The following is an 18,558-nucleotide window of genomic DNA, read 5'->3' on the forward strand; positions in this document are numbered from 1 at the left end:
TTTTTGGGGGGTGTGTTCCGGATTAAACCGATGCCGCGTAAGACCGTCAATCTTGATTGAGTCAATCAACGTGAAAAACTGGATGACGCAGGAAGAAGCCTGCAACGCCCTGGGCGTGCGCAAGCAGACGCTCTATGCCTATGTCAGCCGCGGTCGGATCGAGGTCCAGGGCGACCCGGACAATGCCAACCGCAACCTCTATCGCTCGACGGATATCGCGGCACTCGTGAAGAAGCGCAGCCTCGGGCGAGCGCGCAAAAACATCGCGGCGAGCACGATGTCGTGGGGCGAGCCGATCATCGACACGAGCATCTCCACGATCGTGCGCGGCAGGCTTTACTATCGCGGCCGCGATGCGGTGCAACTGGCGGCGTCGTCGACGCTGGAAGAGGCCGCGCGCCTGCTTTGGAACATGACCGAGCCGCCGCACTTTCCGTCGTTCGAGCCGGTCCCGTTCGAAGGCCCGATCAGCGCACGCGTCTACGCCGCCCTGGCTCGCGACGCGGCGTACGATCGAGCGGAATCGGCTCGCGACTTCGCGCACAGCGTCGATCAAGCCGCCGCGCTGGTGGGCCGCGTCGCCAGCAATTTCGTCGAACTGCGGGCGGATGACGGCCCGTTGCATCTGCGGATCGCGAATGCGTGGGGCGTCGAGCATCATGCGGATCTCCTTCGGCGCGTGCTGGTGCTGCTGGCCGATCAGGAGCTGACGAGCTCGTCATTCGCGGCCCGCGTGGCCGCATCGACCGGGGCGTCGCTCGGTGCGTGCATGGTCGCGGGGCTCGCCGCGTTCTCCGGTCCGCTGCATGGCAATGCCATCGTGCGCGTTCTTCAGTTCATGGACGACGCGAAGCGCTCGGGAACCGAGACAGTCGTGCGAAAGCTGATCGCGGCGGGCGAGCCGTTGCCCGGTTTCGGTCACGAGCTGTATCCGCAAGGCGATCCGCGCGCCGCCGACCTGCTGGCCTCCTTCCAGGCGCCCGACGCGGCGCGCGATCTGATCGACCGTGTCGAACGTCTGACCGGCAAGTTGCCCGCTATCGACATCGCACTCGCCGCGCTCGTCGAGCATTGCGGTCTCCATGAGGGAGCAGCGTTCGCGCTGTTTTCCATCGCGCGCAGCGTCGGCTGGATGGCTCATTCGATCGAGCAGATCACCCAAGGATCTCTGTTGCGGCCGAGGGCGCATTATGTCGGGCCGGCTGCGGTCGACTGAAGGCAACAGCATCAGGCCGCGTTTCCTGATCTGCTTGCTAGTGAAAACCCCAAGTTCAGAGTCCGGTCGGCTGAACTGCGCTTGCGAAACACCATTCCATCGAGGTCCGCCCCTCTGCGGACCTGGCCGTTTTGCCGTTCAGCCTCAGTCATCGTTACCCTGGAGATAACAGTCGCATCCGGAGCGTTATTGAATGCGTGTCCGTCGCTCCCTAGACTCGCCTCATGTCCTGAGCGAGAGCCCACATGTCCAGTCAAAGTCAGTTCCAGTCCCGTTGGGCGACACGCCGCGCGGAAAAGCAACGGCGCATCGCGCGGGTCGCGTCGATCGCGGACGGCGCGGTCCTGCCCACCGATCGCATCGTCGACGTCCTGCAATACCTGATTGCCCCTGGAGACCGCGTGGTCCTCGAAGGCAACAACCAGAAGCAGGCGGACTTCCTGTCGCGCTCGCTCGCGAAAGTCGATCCGGAAATCGTTCACGACCTGCATCTGATCATTCCGAGCGTGAGCCGTGCCGAGCATCTGGACCTGTTCGAGCGACGCATCGCCCGCAAGCTGGATTTCGCTTTCGCCGGCGCGCAAAGCCTGCGCATTTCGCAGTTCCTGCAGGACGGCATCCTCGAAATCGGCGCCATCCACACGTATATCGAACTGTACGGGCGGCTCTATGTCGATCTGACGCCGAACGTCGTGCTGGTCGCGGGCTACAAGGCGGATCGCGACGGCAATCTCTATACCGGCGCAAGCACCGAAGACACGCCGGCGCTCGTCGAATCCGCAGCCTTTCGCGACGGCATCGTGATCGCGCAGGTCAACGAGATCGTCGATGATCCGAAAGACCTGCCGCGCGTCGACATTCCCGGTTCGTGGGTCGACTTCGTGGTCCAGTCGGACAAGCCGTTCTTTATCGAGCCGCTGTTCACGCGCGACCCGCGCCTGATCACGCCGGTCCATGTACTGATGGCGATGATGGCGATTCGCGGCATCTACGAGCGGCATCAGGTGCAATCGCTGAACCACGGCATCGGCTTCAATACGGCCGCGATCGAGCTGATCCTGCCCACTTACGGCGCGAAACTCGGGCTCAAGGGCAAGATCTGCCGGCACTGGACGCTCAATCCGCATCCGACGCTGATCCCCGCGATCGAGACCGGCTGGGTCGACAGCGTGCATTGCTTCGGCGGCGAGCTCGGCATGGATGCCTATGTCGCGCAACGGCCCGATGTCTTTTTCACGGGACGCGACGGCTCGATGCGTTCGAATCGCGCGATGTCGCAGCTCGCCGGCCAGTACGCGGTCGACATGTTCATCGGCTCGACGCTGCAGATGGATGGCGCAGGCAATTCGTCGACCGTCACGCATGGACGACTCGCGGGCTTCGGCGGTGCGCCCAACATGGGCCACGATCCGCGCGGCCGGCGTCATGCGACGCCCGCCTGGCTGGATCTGCTGCAAACCGACAACCCGCTCGAGCGTGGCCGCAAGCTGGTCGTGCAGATGGTCGAGACCTTTCAGGCCGGCGCCCAGCCGACCATCGTCGACACGCTCGACGCGGTGGAAGTCGGACGCGAATCGGGCATGCCGATCGCGCCTGTGATGATCTACGGCGACGACGTCACGCATGTGCTGACCGAGGAAGGCATCGCCTATCTGTACAAGGCGGGCTCGCTCGAACAACGCAAGGAGATGATCGCGGCCGTCGCGGGCGTGACACCGATCGGCCTTGCGAGCAGCGCGGAAAAACGCGCAGCCCTGCGGCGCGATGGTCTGATCGCGCTCCCCGAGGACCTTGGCATTCACCGCAGCGAAGCGAACCGGTCGCTGCTGGCCGCGAAGAGCGTCGCTGATCTCGTCGACTGGTCGGACGGCCTGTACGAGCCGCCCGCACGTTACCGGAGCTGGTGATGCGCGAGAACCTCGCCATGGTTTGCGCGCCGCTGCAACGCGCTTCGTTCGACCTTGCCGCGCACTTCGGCGCGCAGGTGGTCGGTGCGCTGATCGACGAAGTGACGCTCGCGCCCAAACCCGGACTCGTCGATATTCGAAGCCAGGGCGCGCATCACGATCTCGACTGGAAGCTGATGTGGCAATCCGCGTTGGCGCTGCAGCCGACCTTCGCGGAGCTCGCACGGGCCGGCATCGAAACGCGGCCGCTGCCTGAATTGCGTGAGCGCATCGGCGCGATCGGCCGCGACGGCGAAGCACGGATGATGGACGCGACGCAGGGCGTCAACACGCATCGGGGCGCGATCTGGGCGCTCGGACTGCTGGTGACGGCAGCCGCACGCGAACCAAATGACCTCGCGGCCGATGCGATCGCCGCACGCGCTGGCGAGATCGCCCGCATCGCCGACCGGCACGCGCCGCTGCAGACCGGCCACAAAGGCGAGCGGGCATGCGTCGACTACAACGTCGGCGGCGCGCGTGGCCAGGCGCAGGCCGGTTTTCCGCACGTCGTGCAAGTCGCGCTCCCCGAACTCGCCCGCTCGCGCAGCCGCGGCGACAGCGAAACCGCCGCCCGATTGAATGCGCTGCTCGCCGTGATGGCGAGCCTCGACGACACCTGCGTGCTGGCTCGCGGCGGCCGCGGCGCACTCGCCGAGATGCAAAGCGGTGCGCGGCGCGTGCTTGCCAACGGCGGGGCCGCTGCGCTGTCCGGCCGCCGTCATCTGAAGGCACTGGATCGGCGTCTGGTCGAACTGCACGTGTCGCCCGGCGGCGCCGCCGATCTGCTCGCCGCCACCCTCTTTCTCGACCGGCTCCAGGTTGAAGGCGCGGCCACGACCAGGCCCTATACGACTCACACACAGGAAATCTGATGGAAACCATCGTTCTCGAATTTGCGGCGGGCGCGCCCGCGCAACGCCGTGCAGCGGCCGGCGTAGTCGCGTCGGGCGATCTCGAAGTCCTGCTCGAAGCCAACGAGCCGCATCGTACTGTCGTGAACATCACGACTTCGGTCGACGGCAAGGCGCATGTATGGGAAGCCGTGCTGGAGCGCATTTTCGGCGACGGCTCGCTGCCGGCCGCGAAGCTGGAGATCAACGACTCCGGCGCGACGCCCGGGGTCGTGCAGATGCGCATCGGCCAGGTGTTGGAACAATTGCAATCAACGGGCGGAGCATGACGATCATGGATATACAGCAACTGCTCGAGCGTCAGAGCTTCATCGAGCTCGACGCGCGCAGCCGGGCAAGGAGACTGCTCGATCCGGGCAGCTTCAATGAACTGCTCGATCCGTTCGAGCGCGTGCGCTCGCCGTGGCTCGCGCGGCAAGGAATCGTCACGCAGGCTGACGACGGCACCGTGGTCGCCAAAGGACGGATCGACGGCCAGCCCGCTGTCGTGCTCGCCATCGATGGCGGCTACCAGGGCGGCAGCATGGGTGAAGTGTCGGCGGCGAAGATCGCGGGCAGCCTCGAACTCGCCGCCGACGACAACCGCAACGGCATCCCGACGCGCGCGGTGATCCTGTTCGAGACTGGTGGCGTGCGCCTGCAGGAGGCCAATCTCGGGCTCGCCGGGATTGCGGAGATTCACGCTGCAATCGTGGACCTGCGGCGCTATCAGCCGGTGATCGGCATCACTGCCGGGCCGATCGGCTGCTATGGCGGCATGTCGATCTCGGCGGGACTCTGCAGCTATCTGATCGGCACGCGCGAAGCGCGACTTGGGTTGAACGGACCGGCGGTCATCGAACAGGAGGCCGGCATCGCCGAATTCGACTCGCGGGACCGGCCGATGATCTGGAGCTTCACCGGTTGCGAGCAGCGTCACCGCACCGGGCTCGTCGACATCTACGCAGCCGATGACACCGATGCGATCCGCGCGGCCGTCATCGAACTGTTTCGCAGCGGACGTCCGCCGATGTGCCGTAGCGAACGGGTCGCCGGCTTTTTGCAACGGCTGTCGGAAATCGATCCGGGCGCGCAGGTTACCCCGGAGCAAGTGGTCGCCGCCTACGGCAAGGGATTTCAGTCATGAGCACACAGCAACTCTCCGCACGGGGCGCCGTCTGGCTCGACGCGCTCACGAATAGCGCGCCGCTGCGGCAGGGCTTTCCGCCTTCGGTGCGGGTGGCCGATGCGCGCCTCGGCGAATCCCCGGCGCGCTATATCGCGGTGGTGCCCGATCCGGACAATCCGTTTGCGCGCGCACGCCGCGGCGAGATCGGCTTGATCGAGGGATGGGAACTCGCACGGGCAGTGCGCGAAGTGGTCGACGCCGACGCGGCGCGCGACGGCAAGCGCGCAATCGTCGCGATCATCGACGTCGCCAGCCAGGCGTATGGGCGGCGCGAAGAGGCCTATGGGATTCATCAGGCGTTGGCCGGCGCCGCTGATGCGTACGCGAGCGCACGGCTGGCCGGTCATCCGGTGATCGGGTTGATCGTCGGGCGCGCGATGTCGGGTGCGTTTCTCGCGCATGGCTATCAGGCGAACCGGCTGATCGCGCTGGCGGATTCACAGGTAATGGTCCACGCGATGGGCAAGGAATCCGCTGCGCGCATCACGTTGCGCTCAGTGGCCGATCTCGAGTCGTTCACCGCCAAGGTACCGCCGATGGCCTACGACATCGACAACTATGCGTCCCTCGGACTGTTGTGGAAGCTCCTGAGCGTGAGCAACGCGGATGCACCCAGCGGTGCGGATCAGGCATCGATCGAAACGGCACTTCGCGCGGCGCTCGACGACATTCGCACCGACCCATCGCGTGGCCTCGCCGGGCGGCTGGCAAGCCCGCACCGCGCGGCATCGGCGACGGTACGGCAAAAGCTGCGCGAGCAATGGCGTTGAAGCCGCCCTGACCTTGGCCCCGATGCGGCACTAAACACCGCGTCGAGGCAGCTTCACCGGCCAGCCACGACCCATCAGAGGTCAACGAAATCAATCATCGGAGACAGCAACATGATCATCTACGGAACCGCCCTGCTCGCGTTCTGCCACCTGGCCGGACTTTTTCTCGGCGACCTGCTCGGGGTCGCGATCGGCGTCAAGACGAATGTCGGCGGTGTCGGCATCGCGATGCTGCTGCTGATCTTTCTGCGCCTCTATCTGCATGGAAAAGGTCTGCTGCCGAAAGAAACCGAAGCGGGTGTCGGCTTCTGGGGCGCGATGTACATCCCCGTGGTCGTCGCGATGGCAGCGAATCAGAACGTCGTGGCGGCGATCAAGGGCGGTCCCGTTGCGCTGCTTTCGGCACTCGGCGCCGCGGCGGTCTGCGCGTGCTGCATCGCCGTCCTTTCACGCACCGGTCGCGACAGCACTTCGCTCGTGAACGCGCCGCAGCTCGAAGAAATCTGAAGCCGGAGGTCATCATGTTGCACATGCTCGAAAAAGTATTCATGCAGAACGGCCTTGTTACGTCGTTCGCGCTGGTGGGGCTGATCATGTGGGTGTCGTCGGCGATCTCGCGCACGCTGACGCGCGGACGCGTGCACGGCTCGGCCATCGCGATCGTGATCGGTCTCGCGCTCGCGTATGTCGGCGGCGTCTTCACGGGCGGACAGAAAGGGCTCGCTGATTTGCCGCTTTTCACGGGTGTCGGACTGATGGGCGGTGCGATGCTGCGCGATTTCGCCATCGTCGCCACCGCCTTCGAAGTGCAGGCCAACGAGGCGCGCAAGGCCGGGCTCATCGGCGCGGTGTCGCTGCTGCTCGGCACGCTGTTGCCGTTCATCGTCGGCGCGAGCATCGCGCATGCGTTCGGCTACACCGACGCGGTCAGCATGACGACCATCGGTGCAGGCGCCGTCACGTATATCGTCGGGCCGGTGACGGGCGCTGCGATCGGCGCCAGCTCGGACGTGATCGCCCTCAGCATCGCGACCGGCCTGATCAAGGCGATCATCGTGATGATCGGCACGCCGATCGCGGCCAACTTCATGGGACTGAAGACGCCCCGCTCCGCGATGATCTTCGGCGGCCTCGCGGGCACCGTCAGCGGCGTCAGCGCGGGACTCGCCGCCACCGACCGGCGGCTCGTGCCGTATGGCGCATTGATCGCGACGTTTCATACGGGTGTGGGGTGCCTGCTCGGACCGTCGGTGCTGTTCTTCGCGACGAGAGCGTTGGTGGGCGCGTGAGCAAAAGGCTCGCTCTCGCCCCGTCTTTATCGCAAACATCATGAGCACGCTGTTCACCTTCCCCGGCCAGGGCTCGCAAAAGAGCGGCATGCTGGCGATGCTGCCCGATCATGTCGAAACGTGCCGCGCACTCGAAGAGGCCAGCGATACGCTCGGCTACGACGTCCGCTCGCTCGATGACGCCACTTCTCTGCGCTCGACCATCGCCGTTCAGCTATGCCTGTTGATCGCGGGCGTCGCACAGGCGCGCGTGCTGAGTGCGTGCGGCTGCGAACCCGACATCGTCGCCGGTCTGTCTATCGGCGCCTATCCGGCCGCGGTCACGGCCGGCGCGCTGCGCTATGCGGATGCCGTCAGACTCGTTGCACTGCGCGGCCAGTTGATGGAACGCGCGTACCCGAGCGGCTACGGGATGACAGCGATCGTCGGCCTCAGACAGCGGCCGCTCGAAGCTCTGATCGCGCGGGTCAACCGCGCGGCCACGCCTGTCTTCCTCGCTAACCTGAATGCCGAAACACAGATGGTGATTGCCGGCAGCGACACCGCGATGCAGGAACTGGCTGCGCTTGCGCTCGAGGATGGCGCGCAACGCTGCGAGCGGCTCCACGTCGCGGTGCCATCCCATTGCGCGTTGCTCGACGAGCCAGCGGCCGCGCTCGCCGAAGCATTCGCGCCGGTCACCGTGCATGCGCCTCGCAAGGTGTATCTGAGCAGCAGTGCGGCGCGGCCGCTGTTCGACGGTCGACGCATCTCGGTCGATCTTGCCGCCAACATGGCGCGGCAGGTGCGCTGGTACGACACGATGCGGCTCGCGTGGGAGCGCGGCGCCCGCCTCGCGATCGAGATGCCGTGCGGCAACGTATTGACCCGCATGACCCGCACGACCTTCAATGAAGGCATCGCGGCGAGCAGCAGCGAGACCGCATTGCCGGACCTTTGCATGCTCATCGAGCGCGAACACGCTCACGCGTGACGGCTGAACGACGCGTGGGCCTCAGTCGGCGTTGCGGGTCCGCAGGCGACAAACCGCCATCAGCGCAAGCAGATTCGGATCGCGCTCACGCGCGCGCAGATAGCTGACGCCGATGGTCTGGCGCATCAGATACTGCGGCTTGAGCGGAATGAATTGCACCTTGTCGCCGAACACGCCGCGCACGCGGCCCGGCAACAGCGTGTAGCCAACCCCGCCGCCCACCAGATTCATCAGCGAGAAGATATCTCCGACCTTCATGGTCACGTTCGGCGTGAAATCCGCCACCCGAAACGCGTCCAGAAAGCCGTGATACGTGACGAAACCCTCGCCGAGCGACACGAATGTCTCGTCGCGGCAATCCCGCAGATCGATCGCTTGCTGATTCGCAAAGCGCGAGTTCGCGGGCGCCCCGAAAAAGATGTCGTCTTCGAAGAGCGGCAACGAATCGACTTCGGGCTCGCCCTCAGGCACGGCCATGAGCGCCGCGTCGACTGCGCCCTGTTTCAGCTTGTCGAGCAGCTCGGCATTCGAGCCGAGCGCGAGTTCGACCTGAAGGGCCGGCCGCCGCACCTTCAGATCGACAACGATGCCGGGCACGGTCTTGATGGTCAGCGAATACAGCGAGCCGATCTTCAGCCGGTCCGATGAATAGCCCGCGGCCTCTCGCGTTGCGCGGATACCATCGGACATCAGCGTCAGCACTTCCTGTGCGACGTCGGCGAGCATCTGCGCCGCTTCCGTCGACTTCAGATTGCGGCCCTCATGCCGGAACAGCGCGCAGCGCACGCCCTGTTCGAGCGAGTGCAGCGCCCGATGCACGCTCACCGTGCTCACGTTCAAGGCTTCAGCCGCCTTTGACAGGTTCCCTGTCTCCATGAACGCGAGCAGGACTTCCAGCTTGCGGAAAGTGATCTCGTCGTCGATTCGGTCGGGCATCTTGGGCTCTGGATTTGTTGGAATGACGCTGAGTGAAGCTCCATTCACCCGACCGGGCGCAGGCGCGCCGGGCCACGTAGCGACTGACGCTCCGCATCCGTTTCGACGAAGACCGTCAGGGATTTTCGCTTTGCGCCCGGATCCCGGGCGCAGTCGTTGTGTGCTATTGCCACTTCGCGTTCTTGTGACGATTGCGGCCCACTACGTCCCACTGTTTTCTCGCTTCCTTTTGTGCCGACTTCCCGTGATCATCGTGCGGCTCTCCGCCGGCTGGTTGATCGACCTTGGCGCCCCGCCTCGAGCGCCTGAACATTTCGGCGAATCTCATCTCGACCTCCTTCTGCGGTAACGACGCCGCAAAAATCAGTGTACTCCGGCTGGCATGACGAAGGTCGCGATCCCGGACTTGGTATGCCAGTTCTACCGCGGGCAAGCCAGACATCAGCGATTGCCCCAATCTCAGGACGCGCTTTGCGAATCCCCGCCCAGGACTGCGCTGGGCACTGCTCGGTCCGTTTCTCAACCTTCACGCTTCCGGAGGAGCCGGCGGCATCACGCATGTGCTGCAGCATCTTGGCGCGGCCCAGCGCGAGTGGGACAGAGACCTGGGCAGGTATCCCGAGACAGACGACTACATCGAGTCGATTGCGAGCGGCGTCGATACGGAACTGCAGTCGTACGACTTTCCAGAAATGCTTCGCCAGCGGGATCAATTGCTGATTCACCTGCTGGAGGCGAAGCGAAGTCTTTCTCAGATCCCGTAGGTGAGCGGTACCTGCAGGTGAGCGGAGTCTGGATGCGGGTGTCGGGCTGAAGCGGCACCTGTTGAATCCGCGATTTGCATGAGCTTCGCTCCATCGCGCAGCTCCAACGTACGTCACCTTGACGCGGCCGAATCGGTCCACCACTCCCCCCGCCGCCACGATGAGCGCCCCCGCAACGCTGTCACGCTTGCGGCGATGTCGCTCGTGCCATTGCCGTCGATCCTCAGGTTTGTCTTCATCGATGGCGACACATTGGATGTCGTCTGGGTGCGGGATTTCCCTGGGCTGACATGCGTTCGATAGCAGGTTTAAATAAATCAACTGGATTGATTTAGTCGCTGCGATTGCACGGTCGGCGGAAGAGATTCGTGAAAGATCCGCGGCGCGCGCGAATCTGATCAGCACCGTCGTCGGGCGGCGGCATTGCCGTCGGCGGCGGCATTGCCGTCGGCGGCGGCATTGCCGTCGGCGGCGGCCATTGCATGCGCGGCGCAAGCAGCAACGCGGGCGATCTCGGCGTGTTGCCTGCGTCGCCTGACCGCGCGGCGTCGGCACCGAATCGATTTTCTTTACGACAATCAGGAGACCGTAAGACATGTCGACGCTTACCCAGTCACCTACATGGCGCGCGTTCGCCGCGCATCACGCAAGCTTTGCGCACGGTTCGATCAGCGAGCTGTTCGCCAACGATCATGATCGCGTTGCGCCCTTTTCGCTTGAAGCGGCCGCCCTGCACGGCCTGATCGACCGTTTCAGGCCGCGGCGCAAGCAGCAGCCTGCATCGCCAGATTGAAACGACGCACGGAGTCAGAATGACGACGAACCTCCCCAAACTGGTCGTGTTCGGTGAAGCACTGACCGACTTTATCCGCGAAGATAACCAGCGCTGGCGTAGCACGCCCGGCGGATCGTGCTGGAACGTCGCACGCGTGGGCGCGCGCCTCGGCGTGCCCACCGGTTTCGCCGGCACCGTTAGCCGCGATGCCTTCGGCGATAAGTTGATACAGCACAGCCGGCAGGCGGGGCTCGACATGCGCTTCACCCGCCAGGTCGAGCGCGCGCCGTTTCTCGCCATGGTCGTCTCCAGGCATCCGCCGCAATATTTCTTTGTCGGCGAGAACAGCGCCGACCTTGCTTTTGACGTCGATGCGTTGCCCTCCGGCTGGATGGACGCGGCCCGGATCGTTCACTTCGGCTCGCTCAGTCTGGTCCGGCAACCGCTGGCAGCGCACCTTCTGGAGATCGCGGAAGCCTCCCACGCGGCCGGCAAGCGGATCTCGTTCGATCCGAACTACCGCGATCTGATGGCCGGTCCCACGTACCGAAGCACACTGCGCCGCATGGCCGGGCTCGCCAGCTATATCAAGGTGTCGGACGAGGATCTTCGAGGCCTGTTCCCGGAACTGGACGAAGCCACCGCGCTCGCTCAACTGCGCGCGTGGGCTCCAACCGCGTCAATCCTGCTGACGCGCGGCGCTGAAGGCATGCGACTGTTCACGGCGCGGGAGGTGCTGTTCCAGCCGGCGTTCGCGACACAGGTGATCGACACGGTCGGCTGCGGCGACGCCTGCTTCGGCGGATGGCTGGCGAGTCTGCTCGCGCGGCCCGACGCTTCGTTAGCCTCTCATCTGGAGTTCTCCGCCGCGTGTGCCGCGGCAACCTGCGCGCGGCAAGGAGCCTATGCCCCGCTATTGGACGACGTTGCAGCGCTGGTTGGCGCTGAAAGTCCTTGCATCGACTTCCACCCCTGAATGCCATGACCAAACGCTCTACTACCGGGTCCGACCACTCCCCCTTCGTCTTCGTCCTGTTCGGCGGCACAGGCGACCTTGCGATGCGCAAGATCTTGCCCGCCCTTTTCGCGGCGCACCGCGACGGTCTGCTCGCACCCGATGGCCGGATCGTCGGCGTCGCGCAGACGGCGCTCGATACCGGCGGCTACCTGCAATGGGTTCGAGAACACGTGAAACCCCACGTCGCGGGAGCCTCGATCGACGATGCAACGTGGCGGAGCTTTCTTGAGCGCATCGCCTACGTGGAGCTCGACGCCAGCCGGCCGGAAACGTACTCCGTGCTGCGCGACGCGCTCGGTACGGCAAGCGGACGGCGCATTTTCTATCTGGCGACGGGACCTGCGCTGTTCGTGCCGATCTGCGGCGCGCTGGCATCGGCCGGGCTCAGCGAAGGCTCCCGCATCGTGCTGGAAAAACCGCTCGGATACGATCTGGAATCGTCCAACGCAATCAACGACGCGGTCGGCCAGATCTTCAACGAAGACCAGATTTACCGGATCGACCACTATCTCGGCAAGGAAGCGGTTCAGAACCTGCTCGCGCTGCGCTTTGGTAATTCGTTATTCGAACCATTATGGCGCCGCGAATGGGTCGAAAGCATTCAGATCACCGTGGCCGAAGAACTGGGCGTCGAAGGCCGCGGCAACTTCTACGATCAAACGGGTGCGTTGCGCGATATGGTGCAGAACCACCTGCTGCAGTTGCTTTCGATCATAGCGATGGAGCCACCGGGATCGATGGATGCGGACGCGGTGCGTGACGAAAAACTGCGCGTGCTGCGCGCGCTCAAACCGCTGCCTGCCGATGAAATCCGCCGTAGCGTGGTGCGCGGTCAATATCACCCAGGCGCCATCAGGAACACGCCCGTATGCGCCTATCACGCGGAGGCTGGCGTCAGGCCAGGCAGTACGACCGAGACATTCGTTGCACTGAAAGTCGAGGTGGAAAACTGGCGCTGGGCAGGCGTGCCGTTTTTTCTGCGCACCGGCAAGCGACTCGCGGGACGCGTTGCTGAGATCGTCGTCAATTTCCGGCCGGTGCCGCACTCGGCCTTAGGGCCGACCGCCCTGCGCCCGGGTTCGAACCGGCTGACGATCCGTTTGCAGCCGAACGAGTCGATTCGCCTCAGCGCCCTCGCCAAGCAGCCCGGCATGGGGATGACCCTGCAAGGCGTGCACCTGGATCTCGCCTTCGATGAATTCTTCCAGCAGGACCGCATGGAAGCTTACGAGCGCTTGCTGCTCGATGTGATCGGCGGGCGGCTTGCCCTCTTCGTGCGGCGTGACGAACAGGAGGCGGCATGGCGCTGGGTCGCACCGATCATCGAAGACTGGGGCACGCAGGCAAGCCCGCCGAAACCCTACGCATCCGGCACATGGGGCCCGGCTGCGTCCAGCGCGTTACTGGCACGACACAACACCTGCTGGCCAGAAGAAGAAAACTAATTGCGCCGGCCGGATACGACGCTCCCCTTTTCCTGTCACGACGACAAGCATGGACAAAATCTGGCACCTCGAATGGCCTCACGGCTCCTTCAACGTTCACGCCAAAGGCGGAATGCTCGGTGGTATTTCGCTACGCCACGGCGACGAGCGCGTGCAGCCGTTTTACGAGGCCCCGTGGCTCGACGATGGCACACCTGAGCAGGCAGGACTGCTCGGCCAGCTCAGAAGCGAATTTCCATGTGTTCCGTTTGGGGTGCCCTGGTCGCCTGAGAGCGTCACGACAAGCTGGCAGAAAAGCCTTGCCGCGTCGGTCGACGAACACGATGCCTCGCTCGATTCGAGTGACGACCTGCTGCATGGTTACGTCTGCGTGGGTGAATGGACCCTCGTGCGACAAACAGACCTGTCGATCGAGATCGCGCTCGAGTATCCGGCCTCGTCGTCGATCGCCCGTGTCGTTCGCGTGATCCGCGCGGACCCCGATGCCCCGGCAATCGACTTCTCCGTGAGGGTCGAGGCTCGCCGCAAGACGCGACGCCCGCTTGGACTGCATCCGAATCTGGCGCTGCCATCGATGCCCGGCGCGCTGCAGATCCATCCGGGCAGGTTTCGTTTTGGCGTCGTGCATCCGGGCGGCCCTGAACCAGGCGTGTCGCATGCCGCGCCGGGCGCAGTTTTCGAGCAACTCGACAACGTCCCGCTGCGCACTGGAGGAACGGCGGCGTTCGACCGCCTCCCCTTCGCTCACGATACCGAAGAAATCGTTCAGCTTTGCGGAGTCGATGGGGCGGTCACGCTGACGAACGAAGAGTCCCGCGTTGGGTATCGGCTAACGTGGGACGCTTCCATACTCCCATCGCTGCTGTTGTGGATCAGCAATCGCGGCCGCACTCACAGCCCCTGGAACGGCCGCAACCTGTGCCTCGGTGTCGAGCCGGTGGCAAGCGCGTTCGAGCTGGGCTGCCGTCCGTCGCTAGCGGCAAACCCGATCAATGCGAGAGGAATTCCAACCGCGGTCCCGATCGAGCCAGGCCGACCGGTTGAGATCGCTTATCGATTCGAGGTCGTGACGCCATGAAGGCAGGCGACGCCTGAGCAACGATTTCGCTTGTCCAATCTGCGAAGGCGTTTCCGCTCGATTGCGGGCGCAAACGCGCAGAGCCTTTGCGCCCGATCCGCCATTTCATCGAACACCGATGAGCACCCCGCACGCGGCTGCATGTGGGGCCAACGCACGCTACACGTCACAGCATCCGAGACCACCCGACGCACGACGTGCATGTCATGAAGTGCCTACTCCACTGCAAATTGGTGCGTGCCCGCCCCATAACCGGGATTTCCCCAGGCTGACACGCGCCTCTTTCCGGCATTAAATAAATCATCTTGATTTAATTAATGCGCCAGCAAGCCGACCCGGGCTGCCGGCACAACCGGAGGAGACACGTGAGAAGTCCGCATGTGGGCCAGGGCAGCAACTCGGCCAATGTCCGCCGCTTCAACGAGCGCCTGCTGCTGCAGGCGCTGCGGCGCGCCGGCGAAGCGTCGAAGGCCGATCTCGCCCGCCTTGCCAATCTCACCAGCACGGCCGTGGGCAGCATCATCACGTCGCTGACGGAAAGTGGCCTGATCGAGATGACCGGGCGGCGTCTGGACGGCGGACGCGGACAGCCCGCCTCGCTGCTGCGTCTTTCGCCGCGCGGCGCGTTTGCGCTTGGCGTGCGCCTCGACCGGACCAATATCGAAACCGTGCTGGTGGACTTCGCGGGCCACATGATCGAGCGCCGCTCGCACGACATGCTGCTGCCGCAGCCTGCCGTGGCGCAGCAAATCGTCCAGCAGGATATTCGTGAGCTTTCGGGGTTGCTGAGCAAAACCGAGCGCAGCCGTCTCGCGGGTATCGGCGTCGCGCAACCCTACAACCTCGACAGCTGGCTAAGCGAGCTGGGCCTGCCCGCCGACACGTTTCGTGCGTGGAGCGACGTCGATTTCGGCGACGAGCTGAGCCGCGCGCTCGGGCTGCCCGTGTTCAGCGAGAACGACGGCAACGCCGCCGTCATCGCCGAAATCTTCTATGGCTGCGGTCGCCAGCGCGACGACTTCCTTTACCTCTTTCTCGGCGCGGCGATCGGCGGCGGCATCGCCATCGACGGCGACTGTGTGCGCGGCCTCACCGGCAACGCGGCCGACTTCGGCATGATGCCCGTCCCGCCGAGCGCGCTGCCCTCGGCGCACAAGCCGTCGGCCAGGTGGGACATCCTGCTCTCGCGCGCCTCGCTGATCGCGCTGCGCCGGCATCTGCAGTACCACGGCGAGAAGGTCGATAACCGCGCGGACATCGAAGCTTGCATCGCGCGTCGCCATCCGGCGGTCGACGAATGGCTCGACGACTGTATCGACGCGCTCGCGCCCGCGCTGCGTTCCTCGCTGTGCGTGCTCGACGTGCCGGCCGTGGTGCTCGACGCCGACGTGGACGCGGGCCTCATCGGCACGCTGATGCAGCGCCTGCACGTGGCCGTTGCGGCCACCGCACCGGAGGCACGCGGCACCCCCACCCTCGTGCGCGGCACCTTCGGGCCCGATGCGGGCGCGCTTGGCGCCGCCACGCTTCCCATGTTCTTCAACTTTTCGCCACGTGCAGGCATCCTGGTGGGCGCCCGCGCACAAACGCAGGAGGTGAGCCATGTCGCGCTCTGAGTCGACGCCCCCGCTGCTGGAAATGCGGGGCATCAGCAAGACGTTCCCCGGTGTACGCGCACTCGACAAGGTGCGCCTGTCGGTCTGGCCCGGCGAGGTGCACTCGCTGATGGGCGAGAACGGCGCGGGCAAATCCACGCTCATGAAGATTCTGTCGGGCGCCTATCAGGCCGATCCCGGCGGCGAGATCCTCATCGACGGCAAGACGGTCGTGATCGACGGGCCGCTCGCCGCGCGCGAGCTGGGCGTGGCCGTCATCTATCAGGAACTGAGCCTCGCGCCGAATCTATCGGTCGCCGAAAACATTCACGCGGGGCGCGAACTGCGCCGCGGCGGCGGCCGCTTCGGCATGGTCGACCGCGCCGCCATGGAGCGCGGCTGCGAAGACGTGCTCACGCGTCTGGGCGCCACCTTCGGGCCGACGACGCTGGTAGGTTCGCTGTCGATCGCCGAGCGCCAACTCGTAGAGATCGCACGCGCCGTGCACAGCGACGCGCGCATCATCGTGATGGACGAACCCACCACGCCGCTCTCCTCTCGGGAGACCGAGCGCCTCTTCAAGCTGATCCGCCAGCTGCGCGAGGAAGGGCTCGCGATCATCTACATCAGCCACCGCATGGCCGAGATTTACGAGCTCTCCGACCGCGTTTCCGTGCTGCGCGACGGCACCTACGTCGGTACGCTGATGCGCGACGAGCTCAGCGCCGAAAGCCTCGTGAGCATGATGGTGGGCCGCGATATTTCGGGCTTCTACAAGAAGCAGCATGCGCCCTACGACCCGGGCCACGTGGTGCTCACCGTACGCGATGTGGCCGACGAGAAGCGCGTGCGCGGCTGCAGTCTCGACCTGCATTCGGGCGAAGTGCTCGGCATTGCGGGCCTCGTGGGTGCTGGCCGCACCGAACTCGCGCGCCTCATCTTCGGCGCGGAGCAGCGCGCCCGCGGCGAGATCTCCATCGACGGCCGCACGCTGCACGTACACGGACCGCGCGATGCCATCGACGCCGGCCTCGTCTATCTGACCGAAGACCGCAAACATCAGGGTCTGTTTCTCGACATGAGCGTGCGCGACAACATCAACGTCGCGGTGGCAGGACGCGACGCGCGCTTTGGTGTGCTCGATCTCGCACGGGGCTCGTCGCGCGCGAAGGACTCGATCAGTTCGCTGTCGATTCGTGTGCCGAGCCCCCGCGTAAACGTGGGCGCGCTGTCGGGCGGAAATCAGCAGAAGGTGCTGCTGTCACGTCTGCTGGAAACCAAGCCGCGCGTGCTGATTCTCGACGAACCGACCCGCGGCGTGGACATCGGCGCGAAGTCGGAGATCTACCGCATCATCAACGACCTCGCCAAAACCGGCGTGGGCATCATCGTGATTTCGAGCGAACTGCCCGAGGTCATTGGCGTGGCCGACCGCGTGCTCGTCATGCGCGAAGGCGTTTTCGCCGGAGAGCTGGGCGGCTACACCGGCAAGCCCATCACCCAGGAAGCCATCATCGAACTCGCCACCGGCTCGCAAGCCGCGCTGGACGAGGCCGCCTGATTCTGTCGCACCCGTCGAAGAGATATTGAGGAGCACTACATCATGAAGAGCATTCTTCCCCGCCATGGCGCTGCGCCGTCGTCCGTCAATCCCGCACAACCCGTCCAGGCCACGCGTCCCAGCACGGCCGTCGACGGTCATCGCGCCCGCATGAAGTCCCTGATGCGCACGGCGGGCATGCTGCCCGTGCTGGTGCTGCTGTGCATCGGCTTTGGGCTGCTCAACGGCGGCTTCTTCACGCTCGAGAATCTTTCGATCGTCACGCAGCAGGCGTCGATCAACATCGTGCTCGCCGCCGGCATGACCTTCGTCATTCTGACGGGCGGCATCGACCTGTCGGTCGGCTCGATCCTCGCCGCGTCGGCGGTCGTGGCCATGCTCTGCTCGACGATCCCCGGCTGGGGCTGGCTCGGTATTCCCGCCGCGCTCGCCGTGGGCATCGGCTTCGGCGTCGTCAACGGCGCGCTGATCTCGCTGCTGCGCCTGCCGCCCTTCATCGTCACGCTCGGCTCGCTCACGGCGGTGCGCGGCATCGCTCGCCTGATCGGCCACGACACCACCATCTTCAATCCGCAACTGTCGTTCGCCTTCATCGGTAACGGCACGCTGTTCGGGGTGCCCTGGCTCGTGATCATCGCGCTCGTGGTGGTAGGCGTCTCGTGGTTCGTGCTGCGTCGCACGGTGCTCGGCCTGCACATCTACTCCGTGGGCGGCAACCCCGAAGCGGCACGCCTGTCGGGCATCAAGGTCTGGGGCATCGAGATGTTCGTCTACGCGGTCTCGGGCCTGCTCGCCGGCCTCGGCGCGGTGATGTCGGCCGCCCGTCTGTACGCCGCGAACGGCTTGCAGCTCGGCCAGTCGTACGAACTCGACGCGATCGCCGCGGTGATCCTGGGCGGCACGAGTTTCGTGGGCGGCGTGGGCTCGATCGTCGGCACGCTGATCGGCGCGCTGATCATCGCGGTGCTGTCGAACGGTCTGGTGCTGCTGGGCGTCTCCGACATCTGGCAATACATCATCAAGGGCCTCGTGATCGTGGGCGCCGTGGCGCTCGACCGCTATCGCCAGCGCGGCTCGGCGCGTACTTGAAGTGCGCTGCCGGCTAACGTT

17 protein-coding genes and 1 pseudogene are annotated in these 18,558 nt (G+C 65.1%); 17 read left to right on the forward strand and 1 reads right to left on the reverse strand.

What is annotated here, in order from left to right:
* Positions 1–70 precede the first annotated feature (70 nt).
* The 9 genes from EVC45_RS13530 to mdcH all read left to right on the forward strand — a co-directional run bounded on the left by EVC45_RS13530 (position 71) and on the right by mdcH (position 8,276).
* Positions 71–1,216, forward strand: a complete 1,146-nt coding sequence (locus tag EVC45_RS13530; RefSeq protein ID WP_248295115.1) for a citrate synthase family protein — start codon at positions 71–73, stop codon at positions 1,214–1,216.
* Positions 1,217–1,461: 245 nt separating this feature from the next.
* On the forward strand, positions 1,462–3,123 hold the full coding sequence (gene mdcA / locus EVC45_RS13535; RefSeq protein WP_129958485.1) for a malonate decarboxylase subunit alpha: 1,662 nt from the start codon (positions 1,462–1,464) through the stop codon (positions 3,121–3,123).
* A complete protein-coding gene (locus tag EVC45_RS13540) occupies positions 3,123–4,037 on the forward strand; it encodes a triphosphoribosyl-dephospho-CoA synthase (RefSeq protein ID WP_129958486.1) in 915 nt (304 codons plus the stop codon). The genes mdcA and EVC45_RS13540 overlap by 1 nt, the downstream gene beginning before the upstream one ends.
* Complete coding sequence (locus tag EVC45_RS13545; RefSeq protein WP_129958487.1) at positions 4,037–4,345, forward strand: malonate decarboxylase subunit delta; 309 nt, start codon at positions 4,037–4,039, stop codon at positions 4,343–4,345. Before EVC45_RS13540 ends, EVC45_RS13545 begins: the two co-directional genes overlap by 1 nt.
* A gap of 5 nt (positions 4,346–4,350) precedes the next feature.
* On the forward strand, positions 4,351–5,202 hold the full coding sequence (locus EVC45_RS13550) for a biotin-independent malonate decarboxylase subunit beta (RefSeq protein ID WP_129958488.1): 852 nt from the start codon (positions 4,351–4,353) through the stop codon (positions 5,200–5,202).
* Entirely contained in the window at positions 5,199–6,014 is an 816-nt protein-coding gene (mdcE, locus tag EVC45_RS13555) for a biotin-independent malonate decarboxylase subunit gamma (RefSeq protein WP_129958489.1), read from the forward strand. The genes EVC45_RS13550 and mdcE overlap by 4 nt, the downstream gene beginning before the upstream one ends.
* 111 nt (positions 6,015–6,125) lie before the next feature.
* A complete protein-coding gene (madL, locus tag EVC45_RS13560) occupies positions 6,126–6,521 on the forward strand; it encodes a malonate transporter subunit MadL (protein ID WP_129958490.1) in 396 nt (131 codons plus the stop codon).
* 14 nt (positions 6,522–6,535) lie between these two features.
* Entirely contained in the window at positions 6,536–7,303 is a 768-nt protein-coding gene (gene madM / locus EVC45_RS13565; RefSeq protein WP_129958491.1) for a malonate transporter subunit MadM, read from the forward strand.
* Between the two features lie 40 nt (positions 7,304–7,343).
* Positions 7,344–8,276 carry a malonate decarboxylase subunit epsilon gene (mdcH, locus tag EVC45_RS13570; protein WP_129958492.1) on the forward strand — a complete coding sequence of 311 codons (933 nt, stop codon included), beginning with the start codon at positions 7,344–7,346 and terminating at the stop codon, positions 8,274–8,276.
* Between the two features lie 21 nt (positions 8,277–8,297).
* Here mdcH and EVC45_RS13575 read toward each other — a convergent pair whose 3' ends face one another.
* Positions 8,298–9,212, reverse strand: a complete 915-nt coding sequence (locus EVC45_RS13575) for a LysR family transcriptional regulator (RefSeq protein WP_129958493.1) — start codon at positions 9,210–9,212, stop codon at positions 8,298–8,300.
* Between the two features lie 560 nt (positions 9,213–9,772).
* On the opposite strand from EVC45_RS13575, the gene EVC45_RS13580 reads away from it, so the two are divergent.
* The 8 genes and pseudogenes from EVC45_RS13580 to EVC45_RS13615 all read left to right on the forward strand — a co-directional run.
* Positions 9,773–9,976 carry a hypothetical protein gene (locus EVC45_RS13580; RefSeq protein ID WP_248295116.1) on the forward strand — a complete coding sequence of 68 codons (204 nt, stop codon included), beginning with the start codon at positions 9,773–9,775 and terminating at the stop codon, positions 9,974–9,976.
* Positions 9,977–10,571: 595 nt separating this feature from the next.
* Positions 10,572–10,769 carry a hypothetical protein gene (locus tag EVC45_RS13585; RefSeq protein WP_129958494.1) on the forward strand — a complete coding sequence of 66 codons (198 nt, stop codon included), beginning with the start codon at positions 10,572–10,574 and terminating at the stop codon, positions 10,767–10,769.
* 19 nt (positions 10,770–10,788) lie between these two features.
* Complete coding sequence (locus EVC45_RS13590) at positions 10,789–11,727, forward strand: carbohydrate kinase (RefSeq protein ID WP_129958495.1); 939 nt, start codon at positions 10,789–10,791, stop codon at positions 11,725–11,727.
* 5 nt (positions 11,728–11,732) lie between these two features.
* A complete protein-coding gene (gene zwf / locus EVC45_RS13595) occupies positions 11,733–13,214 on the forward strand; it encodes a glucose-6-phosphate dehydrogenase (protein WP_129958598.1) in 1,482 nt (493 codons plus the stop codon).
* A 49-nt stretch (positions 13,215–13,263) separates the two neighbouring features.
* Complete coding sequence (locus EVC45_RS13600) at positions 13,264–14,292, forward strand: hypothetical protein (protein ID WP_248295117.1); 1,029 nt, start codon at positions 13,264–13,266, stop codon at positions 14,290–14,292.
* Positions 14,293–14,657: 365 nt separating this feature from the next.
* On the forward strand, positions 14,658–15,908 hold the full coding sequence (locus EVC45_RS13605) for an ROK family transcriptional regulator (RefSeq protein ID WP_129958496.1): 1,251 nt from the start codon (positions 14,658–14,660) through the stop codon (positions 15,906–15,908).
* Positions 15,895–17,448 carry a sugar ABC transporter ATP-binding protein gene (locus tag EVC45_RS13610; protein ID WP_129958497.1) on the forward strand — a complete coding sequence of 518 codons (1,554 nt, stop codon included), beginning with the start codon at positions 15,895–15,897 and terminating at the stop codon, positions 17,446–17,448. The genes EVC45_RS13605 and EVC45_RS13610 overlap by 14 nt, the downstream gene beginning before the upstream one ends.
* Positions 17,449–17,577: 129 nt before the next feature.
* Positions 17,578–18,537: pseudogene (locus tag EVC45_RS13615) on the forward strand (ribose ABC transporter permease); the annotation flags it as partial.
* Positions 18,538–18,558 lie beyond the last annotated feature (21 nt).

The organism is Paraburkholderia sp. UYCP14C, assembly GCF_004197395.1.
In the GTDB taxonomy this organism is placed as follows: domain Bacteria; phylum Pseudomonadota; class Gammaproteobacteria; order Burkholderiales; family Burkholderiaceae; genus Paraburkholderia.